The sequence below is a fragment of the Pseudomonas sp. A1230 genome, assembly GCF_044218825.1.
GTDB lineage: Bacteria > Pseudomonadota > Gammaproteobacteria > Pseudomonadales > Pseudomonadaceae > Aquipseudomonas > Aquipseudomonas iridis.
Map to the genome: position 1 here is coordinate 5,660,433 of NZ_CP162582.1, position 16,608 is coordinate 5,677,040.

The 16,608-nt window shown below is 59.0% G+C and carries 10 protein-coding genes; 5 read left to right on the top strand and 5 right to left on the bottom strand.

Annotation, left to right across the window (positions count from 1 at the left end):
* Positions 1–134: 134 nt before the first annotated feature.
* Positions 135–4,088 carry a trifunctional transcriptional regulator/proline dehydrogenase/L-glutamate gamma-semialdehyde dehydrogenase gene (gene putA / locus AB4P97_RS26395; protein WP_200613855.1) on the bottom strand — a complete coding sequence of 1,318 codons (3,954 nt, stop codon included), beginning with the start codon at positions 4,086–4,088 and terminating at the stop codon, positions 135–137.
* Positions 4,089–4,545: 457 nt separating this feature from the next.
* Here putA and putP point away from each other — a divergent pair, with 457 nt between their 5' ends.
* From putP to AB4P97_RS26415, 4 genes are all read left to right on the top strand, one after another.
* Positions 4,546–6,030, top strand: a complete 1,485-nt coding sequence (gene putP, locus AB4P97_RS26400) for a sodium/proline symporter PutP (protein ID WP_047299443.1) — start codon at positions 4,546–4,548, stop codon at positions 6,028–6,030.
* 352 nt (positions 6,031–6,382) lie between these two features.
* Positions 6,383–8,398: a type VI secretion system tip protein VgrG gene (locus AB4P97_RS26405; RefSeq protein WP_395601807.1), complete on the top strand. Its 2,016-nt coding sequence runs from the start codon at positions 6,383–6,385 to the stop codon at positions 8,396–8,398.
* Positions 8,388–9,095 carry a DUF4123 domain-containing protein gene (locus AB4P97_RS26410; RefSeq protein WP_395601808.1) on the top strand — a complete coding sequence of 236 codons (708 nt, stop codon included), beginning with the start codon at positions 8,388–8,390 and terminating at the stop codon, positions 9,093–9,095. The genes AB4P97_RS26405 and AB4P97_RS26410 overlap by 11 nt, the downstream gene beginning before the upstream one ends.
* Before the next feature lie 332 nt (positions 9,096–9,427).
* Positions 9,428–9,748, top strand: coding sequence for a hypothetical protein (locus AB4P97_RS26415; RefSeq protein ID WP_047299446.1), 321 nt, complete (start codon positions 9,428–9,430; stop codon positions 9,746–9,748).
* A 107-nt stretch (positions 9,749–9,855) separates the two neighbouring features.
* On the opposite strand, the gene AB4P97_RS26420 is transcribed toward AB4P97_RS26415, so the two are convergent.
* Positions 9,856–10,269, bottom strand: a complete 414-nt coding sequence (locus AB4P97_RS26420; RefSeq protein WP_042557316.1) for a hypothetical protein — start codon at positions 10,267–10,269, stop codon at positions 9,856–9,858.
* A gap of 163 nt (positions 10,270–10,432) precedes the next feature.
* Between AB4P97_RS26420 and AB4P97_RS26425 the strand changes: the two genes are divergently transcribed.
* Positions 10,433–11,272 (top strand): 23S rRNA (adenine(2030)-N(6))-methyltransferase RlmJ, encoded by an 840-nt coding sequence (locus AB4P97_RS26425; protein ID WP_047299449.1) that lies wholly within the window; start codon positions 10,433–10,435, stop codon positions 11,270–11,272.
* A 127-nt stretch (positions 11,273–11,399) separates the two neighbouring features.
* Here AB4P97_RS26425 and msrA read toward each other — a convergent pair whose 3' ends face one another.
* The 3 genes from msrA to AB4P97_RS26440 all read right to left on the bottom strand — a co-directional run bounded on the left by msrA (position 11,400) and on the right by AB4P97_RS26440 (position 16,592).
* On the bottom strand, positions 11,400–12,065 hold the full coding sequence (gene msrA, locus AB4P97_RS26430) for a peptide-methionine (S)-S-oxide reductase MsrA (protein ID WP_047299451.1): 666 nt from the start codon (positions 12,063–12,065) through the stop codon (positions 11,400–11,402).
* Between the two features lie 181 nt (positions 12,066–12,246).
* Positions 12,247–14,943 carry a bifunctional diguanylate cyclase/phosphodiesterase gene (locus AB4P97_RS26435; protein WP_042557319.1) on the bottom strand — a complete coding sequence of 899 codons (2,697 nt, stop codon included), beginning with the start codon at positions 14,941–14,943 and terminating at the stop codon, positions 12,247–12,249.
* Between the two features lie 254 nt (positions 14,944–15,197).
* Positions 15,198–16,592 carry an alkaline phosphatase D family protein gene (locus AB4P97_RS26440; RefSeq protein ID WP_042557320.1) on the bottom strand — a complete coding sequence of 465 codons (1,395 nt, stop codon included), beginning with the start codon at positions 16,590–16,592 and terminating at the stop codon, positions 15,198–15,200.
* Positions 16,593–16,608 lie beyond the last annotated feature (16 nt).

A 16,608-nucleotide genomic window follows, 5' to 3' on the forward strand; every position in this document is an offset into this window, starting at 1 on the left:
GAGCTGGCTTGCCAGCGATGGCGGCAGATCAGTCAACATTAATGGTGACTGACACATCGCTATCGCTGGCAAGCCAGCTCCCACAGGGATTGTTGCCATGCCGGGCACCTATGCAGGTGCCCGGTTTTTCGGTACTAACCGATGGTCATCAAACTCGCATTACCACCCGCCGCAGCGGTGTTAACACTCAACGCGCGCTCAATCACCAGGCGCTCCAGCGCAATGTTGGTCTCGCCCTGGGACAAGCCCTGAACCCCAACGATCGCGCCGGCACGCTTGGCAATCTGCTGGCAAACGCCGCGCAACTGGTCCGAATGGCCGTGGTGCAGAACGGCATCGAATACCACGTCGTCCTTGTTCCAGTCGGCTACCAGTTTGATCCGCGCCTGAATTTCCTTCGGCAGACGTGCGAACAATGCCTTGCTGATGTCGGACTCTGGCCACACCGCCGAACCGCCTACAGCCAGTACCGCGGCCAGTTGGGTCAGTAGATCGCCTTCAACATCCGCCAGGCACAACACGTGTTCACGCGGCAGGATCGCGTAGCTGTTCTTCTCACCGGTCGGGCCGGCCAGCACGCGGGTAATGCCGCTTTGCGATTGCGCGGCGTACTGAACGCACAGGGTGCTCAGGTCAGCGAACTTGTTGCTGTCAGCCCAGGCTTTCAGGGCGGTCAACGGCTTGCTCATGGCGTCACGCAGGCGAACGTCCGGGGCTACGGCAGCATCACCGCGAGCGAAGGATTGTTCGATAGCATCGGTCGGACGCGTCGACAGCAAGCGATACAGGTACAGCGGGCCACCGGCTTTCGGGCCAGTACCCGACAAACCTTCGCCGCCGAACGGCTGCACGCCGACCACAGCACCGACGATGTTGCGGTTGACGTAGACGTTACCGGCGTTGACGTTGTCGATCACCTTGGCGATGGTCTCGTCGATACGGGTGTGCACGCCGAGGGTCAGGCCATAACCGGAAGCGTTGATCTGGCCGATCAACTGGTCGATCTCTTTGCGCTTGTAGCGAACCACGTGCAGCACCGGGCCGAAGATCTCGCGTTGCAGCTCGTCGAAGCTTTCCAGTTCGATCAGGGTCGGCATGACGAAGGTGCCGCGTTTGACTTCTTCGGTGTCAGCGATAGCCACCTGGTACACGTTGCGACCTTTGTCGCGCATGCCCTGGATGTGCTTGTCGATACCGGCCTTGGCTTCGGCGTCGATCACCGGTCCAATGTCCACGGACAGACGCTCAGGGTTGCCGAGACGGGATTCCGCCATGGCACCTTTAAGCATTTCGATGACGCGATCAGCAGAATCTTCCTGCAAGCACAGTACGCGCAGGGCCGAGCAACGCTGACCAGCGCTGTCGAACGCCGAGGACACTACGTCGATCACGACTTGTTCAGTCAGAGCAGACGAGTCGACGATCATCGCGTTCTGGCCACCGGTTTCGGCGATCAGCGGAATCGGGCGACCCTGGTTGTCGAGGCGACCGGCGATGTTGCGTTGCAGCAGACGCGCGACTTCGGTGGAGCCTGTGAACATCACGCCTTTGACGCGATCATCACCGACCAGGCCTGCGCCGACGGTTTCACCGCGACCCGGCAGCAGTTGCAGCACACCTTCCGGAATCCCGGCTTCGAGCATCAGGCGCACAGCCTGAGCCGCCACCAGCGGGGTTTGTTCGGCCGGTTTGGCCAGTACCGGGTTACCGGCAGCCAGAGCGGCGGCGACTTGACCGCTGAAGATCGCCAGCGGGAAGTTCCACGGGCTGATACACACCACTGGGCCCAGTGGGCGGTGGGCGTCATTGCTGAAGTCGTTGCGTGCCTGCACCGCGTAATAACGCAGGAAGTCGACAGCTTCGCGGACTTCGGCGATGGCGTTGGCGAACGTCTTGCCGGCTTCGCGAGCCAACAGGCCCATCAGCGGCTGGATCTCGCCTTCCATCAAATCAGCGGCACGCTCCAGAATCGCGGCACGTTCAGCGGGCGGGGTGGCCTGCCAGATCGGCGCAGCGTTCAGGGCGCATTGAATAGCGTTGTCGACGTCTTCAACCGTAGCTTCCTGCACGTGGCCGACCACATCACGGTGATCCGCAGGGTTCAGCACTGGCGCAGGCGTTTCGGTGCTGGAAGCGCAACCAAGCATCGGCGCGGCTTTCCAGTCGTTGTGTGCGGTGGCGAGCAAAGCGCAGGACAACGACGCCAAACGGTGTTCGTTGGCCATGTCGATGCCGCTGGAGTTGGCGCGCTCGGCACCATAAAGGTCACGCGGCAGCGGGATACGCGGATGCGGCAGGCCGAAGCCACCTTCCACGGTCGCCATCTGCTCGATCTGAGCAACCGGATCGGCCACCAGCTCCTGAATCGAAATCGACTGGTCGGCGATGCGGTTGACGAACGAGGTGTTCGCACCGTTTTCCAGCAGACGACGCACGAGGTACGCCAGCAGGGTTTCGTGAGTGCCAACCGGTGCGTACACGCGGCACGGACGGTTCAGTTTGCCTTCGGAAACTTTGCCTACAACCTGCTCGTAGAGCGGTTCGCCCATGCCGTGCAGGCACTGGAATTCGTACTGGCCGGGGTAATAGTTCTGACCGGCAATATGGTAAATGGCCGACAGGGTGTGGGCATTGTGCGTGGCGAACTGCGGGTAGATGACTTCCGGCACCGACAGCAGTTTGCGTGCGCAAGCGATGTAGGAAACGTCGGTGTACACCTTGCGGGTGTAGACCGGGTAGCCTTCCAGGCCTTCGACCTGGGCGCGCTTGATTTCGCTGTCCCAGTACGCGCCTTTCACCAGACGGATCATCAGGCGATGACGGCTACGGCGAGCCAGGTCAATCACGTAGTCGATCACATACGGGCAGCGCTTCTGGTAAGCCTGGATGACGAAACCGATGCCGTTCCAGCCAGTCAATTGCGGTTCGAAGCACAGGCGCTCGAGCAGATCCAGCGACAGTTCGAGACGGTCAGCTTCTTCAGCGTCGATGTTCAGGCCGATGTCGTATTGCTTGGCCAGCAAGGTCAGCGACAGCAGGCGCGGGTACAGCTCTTCCATCACACGCTCGTACTGCGCACGGCTGTAACGCGGGTGCAGTGCCGACAGCTTGATCGAGATGCCCGGGCCTTCATAAATCCCACGACCGTGAGAGGCTTTGCCGATCGAGTGGATCGCTTGTTCGTACGACGCCAGGTACTTTTGCGCGTCGTGTTCGGTCAGCGCTGCTTCACCAAGCATGTCGTAGGAGTAGCGGAAGCCCTTGGTTTCGAACTTGCTCGCGTTGGCCAGTGCTTCGGCAATGGTCTCGCCGGTCACGAACTGCTCGCCCATCAGGCGCATGGCCATGTCGACGCCCTTGCGGATCATCGGCTCGCCGCTCTTGCCGATGATGCGGCTCAGCGACGAAGTCAGGCCGGCTTCGTTATGCGTCGACACCAGTTTGCCGGTCAGCAGCAGACCCCAGGTGGCGGCGTTGACGAACAGCGACGGGCTGTTGCCCAAGTGCGGGTGCCAGTTGCCGGTACTGATCTTGTCGCGGATCAGCGCATCGCGAGTGCCCTTGTCCGGGATACGCAGCAGCGCTTCGGCCAGGCACATCAGCGCCACGCCTTCCTGGGACGACAGGGAAAATTCCTGCAACAGACCTTGAACAATGCCTGCACGACCGCCGGCACTTTTCTGGTTGCGCAGTTTTTCTGCGATGGACGCCGCGAGTTTGTTGGTGGCTTCGGCCATTGCGACCGGCAGGCGAGCCTGCTCGATCAGCATCGGTACCACTTCCGGCTCAGGGCGACGGTAAGCGGCAGTGATGGAGGCGCGCAGCACCGATTGCGGCAGAATGCTTTCTGCGAACTCCAGGAAGCACTGGTGGGCGTGATCGTTGTGGACTTCGCCCGAGTCGTCGGCGTCCTTGGCGGACAAGCCGTTCAGCTCGGTCAGGGTTGCACCACCCTCGAGTTTTTCCAGGTAATTGAAAATTGCCTGCTTGATCAGCCAGTGCGGCGTACGATCAATCGAGGTTGCGGCGGCCTTCAGGCGCTCGCGGGTCGGGTCATCGAGTTTGACCCCAAGGGTGGTGGTAGCCATATTTTTATCCTCATGGTTGCCACAGTTGCGTGGCATCAGCTGGCGGCAAGATTAGCCGTGCGCCGAATGAGGTGCAACCGGGTGCAACCCTTTTTTTGTCGGAAATATAAGCAGCTCGTCAGGAAATATTTTCTGGTACGAAAGTGCTGCTCCTGTTTGGTGCTTTTGCTTCTAGCAACAGGCCATAACTGTTACAAAAGGGAGCAAAAACGGGGTCGTCGTCGATAAATCCGACTAGGTGCAACTTATTCTCGCGAAACTGGTTGCACCTTATTTGATTTGTTGCATAGCATTCGCGCCCAAGGTGCAACCGGAATTCCCGATGTACCCGGCTGATGGCTTTCCTGGGGAAACATCAGTCTTAAATGCGCGGGATCCCGGATCGTCTGCCAAACGTCGTCGTTTGCGAGCGGTTCACCACCGCCGCTACATAAAAACAAAGCCAGGGCGTAACTCAATGAGCGTAAGTAATCCAACCCTGATCACATTCGTGATCTACATCGCAGCAATGGTGCTGATCGGTCTCATGGCCTATCGCTCCACCAACAACCTTTCTGACTACATTCTGGGCGGCCGTAGCCTGGGCAGCGTCGTGACTGCTCTGTCTGCCGGTGCTTCCGACATGAGTGGCTGGTTGTTGATGGGCCTGCCGGGCGCCATCTATATGTCCGGTCTTTCCGAAAGCTGGATCGCCATCGGCCTGATCATCGGTGCCTACCTGAACTGGCTGTTCGTTGCCGGCCGTCTGCGCGTGCAGACCGAGCACAACGGCGACGCACTGACCCTGCCTGATTACTTCTCCAGCCGTTTCGAAGACAAAAGCGGCCTGCTGCGGATTATCTCGGCCGTTGTGATTCTGGTGTTCTTCACCATTTACTGCGCTTCGGGCATCGTCGCTGGCGCCCGTCTGTTCGAAAGCACTTTCGGCATGACCTACGAGACTGCGCTGTGGGCCGGTGCTGCGGCAACGATTGCCTACACCTTCGTCGGTGGTTTCCTCGCGGTGAGCTGGACTGACACCGTACAAGCCACGCTGATGATCTTCGCGCTGATCCTGACGCCGATTATCGTGCTGCTGGCCACCGGCGGCGTCGATACCACGTTCCTGGCGATCGAAGCACAAGATCCAAGCAACTTCGACATGCTCAAAGGCACGTCCTTCATCGGCATCATCTCGCTGCTGGGCTGGGGTCTGGGCTACTTCGGCCAGCCGCACATCCTTGCGCGTTTCATGGCCGCTGATTCGGTCAAATCGATTGCCAAGGCGCGTCGCATCTCCATGGCCTGGATGATCCTGTGCCTGGGCGGTACCGTGGCCGTGGGCTTCTTCGGTATTGCTTACTTCTCGGCGCACCCGGAAGTAGCGGGTCCTGTGACCGAGAACCACGAGCGCGTGTTCATCGAACTGGCCAAACTGCTGTTCAACCCATGGGTTGCCGGGGTTCTGCTGTCGGCCATCCTCGCGGCTGTCATGAGCACCCTGAGCTGCCAGTTGCTGGTGTGCTCGAGCGCCCTGACTGAAGACTTCTACAAAGCGTTCATTCGCAAGACCGCTTCGCAGAAAGAGCTGGTCTGGGTCGGTCGCGCCATGGTGCTGCTGGTTGCACTGGTCGCCATCGCACTGGCCGCTAACCCGAAAAACCAGGTACTGGGTCTGGTCAGCTATGCCTGGGCCGGTTTCGGTGCAGCATTCGGTCCGGTTGTGTTGATCTCGGTAATCTGGAAAGGCATGACCCGTGACGGCGCACTGGCCGGTATTCTGGTCGGCGCGATCACCGTGGTCGCCTGGAAGCAGCTGGACGTGATGGGTCTGTACGAAATCATCCCGGGCTTCATCCTCGCCAGCCTGGTCATCTACATCGTCAGCAAGCTCGGTAAGCCGACGGCTGGCATGGTGCAGCGTTTCGAAGCGGCAGAAAAAGATTACAACCTGAACAAGTGATTGTTCTGAGCTGAGGCTCACTAAAAACGGCCCGTCTCCTACAAGAGGCGGGCCGTTTTTTTGTGCCCGTGTTTTCTATAGAACACTGGAAAACCCTGTAAGAGCTGGCTTGCCAGCGATGGCGGTTTGTCAGTCACTGCATCTGTTGAATGTGCTGGCCCCTTCGCTGGCAAGCCAGCTCCCACAGGGTTCAGTGCAGGGTTCGAGGGATCTGTCTGTAGTTGGATGCGGCAATTTGAGTAGGGCATTTAGACGGTCAAAGTAGGGCAAATCTGATTTTTCCGTCACCCACCCAGCCTCCCTTGCCTCTCATGCAGAATCGCCCGCCCTTCATTCTGCAGAGAGACATCGGATGTTCGCGCCTGCCAATCAACCGCGTTTCACGTTGACCCTCGAAGGCGCCCCGCACGACCTCAAAGTCCTTGAGTTCACGGGCACGGAAGCCATCAGCCAACCCTTTCGCTTCGAGCTGGAACTGGTCAGTGAGCGGCCGGACCTGGACCTCGAAAGCCTGCTGCACCGTCAGGCGTTTCTGAGCTTTGCTGCGGATGGTTCCGGTATTCACGGTCAGATCTATCAGGTCGGACAGGGCGACTCCGGGAAACGTCTTACTCGTTATCACCTGAGCCTTGTCCCGCGTCTGACGTACCTGGGGCACCGCATCAATCAGCGGATATTCCAGCACCAGAGCGTGCCGCAGATCGTTGCGCAGGTTCTCAAGGACCACGCGATCCTGCGTGATGCCTTCGAATTTCGCCTCGGCAGCGAATACCCGGTGCGCGAATATTGCGTGCAATACGCAGAGAGTGATCTCGCGTTTATCCAGCGCCTGTGCGCCGAAGTCGGCATTCACTACCATTTTCAGCACAGTCCCGAAGGCCACCTGTTGGTGTTCGGCGACGATCAAACGGTGTTCCCGCGCCTGGCCGAGCCGACCCTTTATTTGCCGGGCACTGGCATGGCAGGCGGGGCGCCGGCGATTCAGCGCTTCAATGTTCGCGTGCAAACCCGTACCAGTGTGGTCACCCGGCGCGACTACAACTTCGAGAAGCCGCGCTTGCAACTGCAGAGTCGCATCGACGGCGAACAGAACCCGGTGCTGGAGGATTACCGCTTTCCCGGCCAATTCAACGACCGTGAAACCGGCAAGCACCTCACCCAGCGCGCACTTGAGCGACATATCGCCGATTACCGTCAAGCCGAAGGCATCAGCGATGAATCCGCATTGGCTTGTGGACATTTCCTGCAACTGACCGGGCACCCGCGTCAGGTATGGAATGATCTGTGGCTGCTTACCGCCATTGAACACCGTGGTCGGCAGCCGCAAGTGCTGGAGGAATCGGTGACCAGCGATGGGGAAGAATTCCGTGGTTACCGTAATACCTTTCTCGCGACGCCGTGGGACGTGTTCTTTCGTCCAGCCTTGGGGCCGGAAAAGCCACGGATGCTCGGCTATCAACCGGCCGTCGTCACCGGGCCGCAGGACAGCGAAATCCACTGCGATGAGTACGGTCGGGTCAAGGTGCAACTGGCCTGGGATCGCGACGGAGAGCTCAACGAGCACGCCAGTTGCTGGCTGCGAGTTGCCACTGGCTGGGCTCACGATCGTTACGGCAGCGTGTTGATTCCAAGGGTCGGCATGGAAGTGCTGGTCGGTTTCATCGATGCCGACGCGGATAAACCGCTGGTGATGGGGTGTCTGCCAAACGCAGCGACCCCGGTGCCACTGGACTTGCCAGCGGACAAGACCCGCAGCATCTTCCGCAGCCAGAGCAGCCCCGGTGGCGGTGGCTACAACGAGCTGCGCATCGAGGACAAAAAAGGCGCCGAGGAAATTTACCTGCGTGCCCAGCGCAACTGGACTCAGCATGTGTTGAATGATCAACAAGTGCAGGTCGACAACCAGCGCAGCATCGTCGTCACCGGCATCGCCAGGCATGAGTTGAAGGCTGACGAACAACGCATTACCCATGGCCAACGCCAGACTGAAGTGAGGCAGGACGATCATCTGACCGTCGTTGGCGATCGGCATATCCGCGTGAGCAATCAGGCGACCAGCGCCAGTGCGCAATTCCACGTCAGCGCCGGCCAGCAAGTGGTGATTGATGGTGGCGCCAGCGCAACGATTCAGGCCGGTGGGCAGTGGATCAACATCGGCCCCGGCGGAATTTTCAGCAGCGTGCCGATTGTGGTGGGTGGCGCGCCGATGGCGGCGATGAGCGCGGCGCCGAGTGTGCCGGGGCTGCCGGAAAATTTGGTGGCGGCCCCGGCAGCGATGCTGGCGGCCGCGCAGATCATGAGTCTCAAAGGTGACGCGCCATTCTGCGAAGAGTGTGAGCGCTGCAAGGAGGGTGTTTGTGCAGCCTGAATGTCTCGACCCACACGCATGGCTGGCGCGTCAGCCGCTGAAACCGTCGGAGCAGTTGTTTGCGATTTTCAGTAATGCCAGCGCTGCCAAGCCGCCGATGCAGTTGGCGCCGAGCCCGGTTTGGGCGGACACGATCTACGCCGAGTGGGATGCGGTGATGCCCTTCGTGGGAATTGTCGCGGCGGACAGTGAGTTCCTGGATTGGGTGGCGACTACCGAGTCCCGCGACTGGGGGTGGTTGGCGGTTTCTTCGGCGAGCCTTGAAGTGGTGATCGAGCATTTTCGCAGCCTGACGCAAGTGCTGATGCCGGACGGGAAGGCTGTGTTTTTCCGGTTTTGGGATGGGCGGTTTCTGTTGCCGATCCTGCAGTCTGAAGAAGTGGAATCGGCGCAGCTGTTGCCGGTGGTCGCGCGCGGACTCATCAATGGTCAGCCTGTTGATGTCGGGGGCAGGGCACAGGTTTCGGGGCGGGTGTTTCCTTGGTGGACGGTGCCTGATTCGGTGTTGGCCTTGAATGGTGATGAGGTTCAGGTCAGCAATGCTGTGCAGTGGCTGAGCGAGGAACATCCGGCGTTGTACGAGGCATTTCCCGAGGCTGTTATGCGCTGCAAGGTCAGGCAGTTTTTCCGGGTTGCAGTGTCGGAAGAATCGTCGCAATCGGCGTTATTGGAGTTTTTGCTGGCAGAGTCGGTGTGAAATTTCCGGGCGAAGGCCTCGGACGTTTCCTTCGAGTTGCGGCGGTTTTCATGAACTGGTGGGCGTTGGGTTGCAGGGGTAGGCTTTTCGTTGTCACTGCGAGAGTGGTGACAGGGTGTAGGAACCCTAGATCCACCGTGCATCATCGCTGTCGTTTGATTGCGGCACTTAATTTGTGCCCGTAACATCGTTCGCGGCGGCTGTGCGCGGGACACGCTTCGGCGTGAGCTGAGTTGGTGGATCTTCAGTTTCCTACTCTCGCGTACGGCTGCCACCCAAACCTGTAGGAAGGATGGTGGTAGCTACAATTTATCCACCTAGGTTAATAAAAGATGCCAACACTAAAACCCGATCCACCCTACGAAAAAATCATCCCCCATCCCGACAACCGCTTCATGGCCCTGACCGGCAATTGCAGCGACATGCCCACCCTGTTCATCGACACCCACGTCCCCCTCGACATCCTCCTGGACGCCGCCAACCATCGCCTGCGCGCCGTGATTCAGGTCCTGGAAAACATGTGCATGCGCGGCTCGGTCGAATGCGACTCCGTCATCCTCAGCGACTTCGCCCAGCTCTGCGTGATTCCGCTGCGCGACGGCTGTGATGTGCTGGATGTCATCGGCAAGCGGTTGCGCGCGATGCCTTCCTGAATTTTCAGGAGCAAAATCAAAAGATCGCAGCCTTCGGCAGCTCCTACATGAAATCCCCTGTAGGAGCTGCCGAAGGCTGCGATCTTTTGACGTTGAGGGTACGGCAGTCAGTCTGCGATGTAGCGATCCTGTGTCTTGATAAAACTGTCGAAAGCCTCTGAGTTGTAGACCTCCAGGCACCCATAAAAAACGACATTGCTGTTCGAGTGTTTGCTGATCGATGGTGTCTGCTTGTAGGCCGCATACACATAGTTTCTGGTTTCTTTATATGGATCGTGCAGCACTTGCAGCGTGTCTTCATTCTGCAGGACGGAGTGCATGCCTTTGCCCATGAACGAGTAAGCACCAGCGGACAGACCGATGTCCTTTTCCAAGGCTGAATTTTCTTTGAATGGCTTCAGGATGCAGTGACTCAAGCCGTAGTTCTTGAGCATTTGGCGGGCCTGCGCAATGTGGTTTTCGCCCGAAACAGCGTGCATTGAGCAGATCAGGCACAGAGAGAAAAAGATCGGGTGACGCATGGGTTGGACTTCCTGTCGGCGGGTACCTGCCTGTTAAGCGAGATAAATGACCTGTGGCGATGGGGTTGGGTCAGATTCTTAACATGTAAGAGGCCGCTCGGCTACCAACCCCTGACTTGCCGCCCGGTAAAAGGTAAACTTCGCGGCCTTCGCAGGAGCAATCATGAATTATCGTCACGCCTTCCATGCCGGCAATCACGCCGATGTGTTCAAACACCTGACCTTGACCCGCCTCATCGCCCTGATGTCGCGCAAGGAGCAGCCGTTTGCCTATCTCGACAGCCACGCCGGCATTGGTCTGTATGACTTGCAGGGCGATCAGGCCAACCGTACCGGCGAGTACCTGGAAGGCATTGCGCGCCTGTGGGATCAGCCGGACCTGCCGGCGCTGACCGCCGACTACATGAAAGTGCTGCACGAGATGAACCCGGATGGCCAGTTGCGCTACTACCCGGGTTCGCCGGAGCTGGCGCGGCGTCTGACCCGGCCGCAGGATCGGGTGATGCTCAACGAGAAGCACCCTGAAGACGGCGTGCTGCTCAAAGACAACATGGCCGGCGATCGTCGGGTGAAAGTGCATCTGGGCGAGGGCTGGCATGTTGCGCGGGCGATGTTGCCGGTGCAGGAGAAGCGCGCGGTGATGTTGATTGATCCGCCGTTCGAGCAGCTCGATGAAATGCAGCGTTGTGCGGCGTCGATGAAAGAAGCCATTGGCCGGATGCGTCAAACCGTGACGGCGATCTGGTACCCGGTGAAGGATCAGCGTGCCTTGCGCCGTTTCTACCAGGACCTGGCCGGCACTGGCGCGCCGAAATTGTTGCGCGTGGAGTTGCTGGTGCATCCATTGGATACGCCGAACAGCCTGAACGGCTCGGGGATGGCGATTGCCAATCCGCCGTGGGGGCTGGAGGAAGAATTGCGTGAGCTGCTGCCGTGGTTGTCGAAGAAGCTGGGGCAGACCCAGGGTGGCTGGCAGATGGATTGGCTGATTGCCGAGAGCTGATCAACGGCAAGATCAAAAGATCGCAGCCTGCGGCAGCTCCTACAGGGTTCGGTGAACGCTCACACATTTGTGGACGATCTCGACTCCTGTAGGAGCTGCCGAAGGCTGCGATCTTTTGCTTTAAGGCTTAGTTACCGGCCAGACTCGGTGGCATGCACACACCAGTGCCGCCAATCCCGCAGTAGCCTTCCGGGTTTTTCGCCAGATACTGCTGGTGATACGTCTCGGCAAAGTACACGGTCGGTGCCTGTTCGATCTCGGTGCTGATTTCACCCAGGCCCGCTTTCGACAGTTCAGCCTGATAGGTCGCTTTGCTCGCCAGCGCGGCATCCAGTTGCTCTGGCGAGGTCGCGTAGATCACCGAGCGGTACTGCGTGCCGATGTCGTTGCCCTGACGCATGCCCTGAGTCGGGTTGTGCAATTCCCAGAACATCGCCAGCAGTTCTTCGTAGCTGACTTGCGCCTTGTCATACACCACCAGCACCACTTCGGCGTGGCCGGTCAGGCCTGAGCAGACTTCTTCGTAAGTCGGGTTCGGCGTGAAGCCGCCGGCATAGCCAACCACCGTGCTGACCACGCCTTCGCGCTGCCAGAAGCGACGCTCGGCGCCCCAGAAGCAACCCAGACCGAAGATTGCGAAATCGACGTCCTGGAAAAACGGGCCGAGCAGCGGGGTTTCTTCGAAGACGAAGTGCTTTTCAGGCAGGGTCATCGCGGTTTCGCGGCCGGGCAGAGCTTGTTCTTTAGTCGGGAGCACGTTTTTGTTCACCAGAATTTCCGAGCGCAGAACCATGATCGTTCCTCTCAGTCAGGATGGGATGTAAAAAAGTAGACCGCCAGTGTGCCCAATGATGCCCGATTTCGCACTATTCAATGTAGGAGCTGCCGAAGGCTGCGATCTTTTGATCTTGTCTTTAAAAACAGGATCAAAAGATCGCAGCCTGCGGCAGCTCCTACATGAGGGAGCGGCGAGATCAGAGGCAGAGTGGGCCGCGCGGGTAGCGTTTCAGGGCTTGGATCAGTTCGGCGCCGGGGATCGGCCGGTCGAACAGGTAGCCTTGACCCACATCGCAACGATGGCGGCGCAGGAACGCCAGTTGCTCGGCGGTTTCGATGCCTTCGGCCACGACTTTGAGTTTCAGGTTGTGGGCCATGGCGATCACCGCAGAGGTGATTTCCATGTCGTCCTGGTTGTCGGGGATTTCGTGGATAAAGCTGCGATCGATCTTGATGACGTCGATCGGGAATTTTTTCAGGTAGCTGAGCGACGAGTAGCCGGTGCCGAAGTCATCCATGGCCAGGGTCAGGCCCAGGCGCTTGAGTTGATCAAGTTGCAAGTGCGTGTCTTCGGTGGCTTCCAGCAGCAGGCCTTCGGTCAGTTCCAGCTCCAGCAGATTGGCCGGCAGCGCTTCTTCCTTGAGGATGTTGGCGATGGACGCGACCAGGTCCGGATCGGAGAACTGCTTGGGCGACAGATTGATCGCCACTTGCAGATTGCCCAGACCGGCAGCGGTCAGCGCTTTGCTCATGCGGCAGGCCTGACGGGCGATCCATTTGCCGATCGGAATGATCAGGCCGGTTTCTTCGGCGACGCTGATGAACTGGTCCGGACGAATCATGCCGCGCTCCGGATGATTCCAGCGCAATAGCGCTTCCATCCCCAGCAAGCGACCACTGCGCAGGCAGAGCTTGGGCTGGTAGAACACGTCCAGCTCGTTCTGGGTCAGGGCGCGCCGCAGGTTGTTCTCGACGAACAGCTTGTAGCTGGCCTCGGCGTTCAGCGCTTCGGTGAAGACTTGCACCTGATGCTTACCATTGGCTTTGGCCTTGTGCAGGGCCAAGCCAGCGTTACGCATCAGGGTTTGTGGGTCGCGGCCGTGCAGGGGCGCGCAGGCAAGGCCCACGGAACCGGTGACGCTGATCAACTGGTTGTCGACGAACATCGGTTTGTCGAGGGTCATCAGCAACTGGCTGGCGATCTGCTGGCCGACCTCAAGGTCGGTGTCGTCGAGCAGCACCGCAAATTCGTTACTGGCGAACCGGGCGAGGCTGCCGCTCGAGCTCAGGCTGTTGCGCAAACGCCGCGCCAGGCTGATCAGCAGTTTGTCGCCGGTCTGGTGGCCAAGGCTGTCGTTGATGCGCTTGAAGTTGTCGATGTCCACCAGCAGCAGGCTGATCGGAGTATCGGTATCGCGGGCGAAGCGTTCGTCGAGGTTGCGGATGAACGCCGGGCGGTTGCCGAGGTTGGTCAGGTTGTCGGTGTACGCCAGACGTTCGATGCGCTGCTGCGCCAGTTTGGTCTGGGTGATGTCTTCGTAGATGCCGATGTAATGGGTCAGCTCACGGTTGTCGCCGTAAACCTTGGAGATCGACAACTGCCCCCAGTAGGGTTCGAGGTTTTTCCGGCGGCTCTTGAATTCGCCCTGCCAGCTGTTGCTCTTGGCCAGCGCCGAGGGCGCGTCGAACAGCAGCTCGCTGAGGTTTTCCAGGGCCGGCAGTTCCGACAGGCGCTGGCCGTGGACTTCCTCGGTGGTGTACTGGGTGATTGCGGTGAAGCTCGGGTTGACGTACTCGACCACGCCGTCGCAATTGACCAGCAAAAAGGCATTGGCGCTTTGCTCGACCGCACGCTGGAACAGGTGCAGGGCGCTGGTGGCGGTGCGCCGGTTGTGGTTGTTGATGACTTGGGCGAACTGGTCGGCCAGTTCACCGGCGAAGGCGATTTCATCGGACTGCCAGGCACGGGTGACGCCGGTCTGCTCCAGACACAGCACGCCGACCACATGGCCGTCGACGCGGATGCTGGCGTCGAGCATGGCGTTGACGTCGCGCGGGCGAAGCGCTTCGGCCATCTCGCGGGTGCGCGGGTCACGCATGGCATTGTGTGCGTCGATGGCGCGGCTGCTGTGCAGGGCGTCCATGTAATCTGGGAAGCCGCTGATGTCGATCGCGTCCGGGATAATGTATTCCTGGGTCGCGCGGTGGTAAGCCGAGATCGGCAGCAGTCGCTGGCCTTCAAGATTCCACAGGCTGGCGCAGTCGATTTCATAGATATCGCAGGCGCAGCGGGTGATCAGTTCGGCGGCTTCTTGCAGCGAGTTGTGTGTGCTGTAGCGCTGGCGGGCGAGCAGCAGAATCAGATCCTGCTGGGCACGCACCCGCTCCAGATGCTGCAGTTGTTCCTGCTGGGCACGCTGGTTGAGTTCGAGGGCGATTTGCAGGCGTGAATTCTGGGTTTCGAGATCAACTGAAGACAGCAGTGGCGTTTCGTCGAATACGTTATCGACCGCCAGCAAATAGCCGCGCAGCAAGTGCCGATTGTGCTGCTTGTAGGCTTCGCCGAGTTCCAGGATGGACAGCGCGCCGGCAGGGGTGTGTAGCGTGTAACGCACCAGATAATGCGGGCTGGCACTGAGTTGCAGCTGGATCGTGTCGTGTAACTGATAGCGCGCTTCCGGCTCCATCAGGCTGGCGTAAGGCGAGCCGACCAGAGCACACAGCTCGACGGCCGGTTGACCGAATTGACGTTCGCAATTGGGATCAAGAAACAGCATTGCCCAGCTGGCTTCATTCAAGCGCTCGAAACGCAGCATGCCGAGCCGCGAGGGCACCGGCAATTGCGTCACTACCTCGGCCACCATACGGCTGGCGGCATCGGGTTGGCTCTTCATGGAGGGAAACTCGCTTGGAAATATGCTGAACGCGCTGGGCTCTCGCCCTCTTTACTGTTGCCTGCGGCAAGGTTGCATCATTGCGGCACTGACTGACAAGAGTGATGAAGGCCAAGTGCTATAAGAATGTGTCGGCCGCGCGGGGCATTTCTCCAGTGTCTGTCGGAAAAGAACGATTGATCGCAGCTTGCGACAGTTGCTACAGGGGCATTTGACCTTTGCAGGCGCTGCCCAAGGCTGCGATCTTTCAAGGCTTAACGCAGTTTTATGGCAATCGACTGTAGCTTCTTGCCATTCCGATCATGGTAATTGACCAGAATCTGATCGGCTTCGACCACCACATGGGCAAAGTTGTCTTCACTGACCACCGTGCTGGTCAGTTCATGCCGATAGTCCCCCGTCGCTGTGCGCACCAGCGGTTGATCGAGCATAAAAGTCGAGGCTTTGGCGTAGGGAAGCAATTTGCTGTTGCACAGTGGCGAGGAAACGACGGTGTGAACTTCAAAGTCCGGATCTTCGCTGTGGGTCAGACGCGCAGTCAGCGAGCCGTGCACGTCGCCCGAGACGAACACCACGTTTTTGATCCGCCGGGTGCGAATGGTTTCCAGAATGCGCAGGCGCTGTTCCGGGAAGGCTTCCCACGCATCGTCGCCAAGTCGTTTGCGATCCGGGTAGAACATCACGCTGGTCACTACGAATTTCACCCGCGCCGGACTGTTGATCAGCCACTCCAGCAGCGCGTGTTCTTGAGCCTCATCAAGGATGCGTCGATCATCGGGCGACAAGTTACGTCGAGTGCGGCTGTCGGTCACGAACCATTCGATGTCACCGTCGCTGAATTGATACCAGTAATGCTCAAGTACAGAGCGATTAATCTGGCCGTTAGTTGTCAGCGGATGCACCGGGCTGTGACTGGCTTGATACAACTCGTAGGCCGCCATGGCATTGCGATATAACGCGCCGTCGGACTTGCTCGCATTGGCCGGCCAGTTGTCTTCTATTTCATGGTCGTCGAGAATCATGTAAGTCGAAGTGCTGGACATCAATCGCTTTATATTGGGTTGCGAGAAGGCCGCGCGGTATTTACTGAGTATGTCCTTGTATTCGCGATCCGGTGCGAACAGGTTCATGTCGTCGACATAAATTTGATCGCCGGTCATTAGCGCGGCGCTGATCGGGGGTTGTGCGCCTTCGATCAATTGGTTGATGGACGCGAAAATCCGGTCGCCCAACTGGGGCAAGGAAGCAATGCCGGCGGTCATGCGCAAGTAGCGGCAGGAGCCGACAATGTAGGCCTTTGCGTGCATTGCTGTCGAGCGAGTGCGCAGACGGTAGATTTCCCGAGGCCACTGCAGGGGCAGTTCTGCCACCGAGTCCTGGGTATGAACCGGATTCATCGGGCTGAACCAGCCTGCTTGAAATTCGTATTCCGTATCGCTGCTCAAGTTGTTGAGTGCGAAAACTTCCGACATATCTCGCAGATCACTCAGTTTGGCGAAAATACCGTTAGACCATTGTTGTGTGTCGGCGATGCGATAACGTATCCCGGCAAACACGGTAGCGTTGTCCTGGCGGTCGCCGCGGATAAATATGCGTGCATGATTAGTTGTTACATGGCCGATTATCGGGCCGATAGTTGGTTTTAGCATTTCGAATCCATTCGAA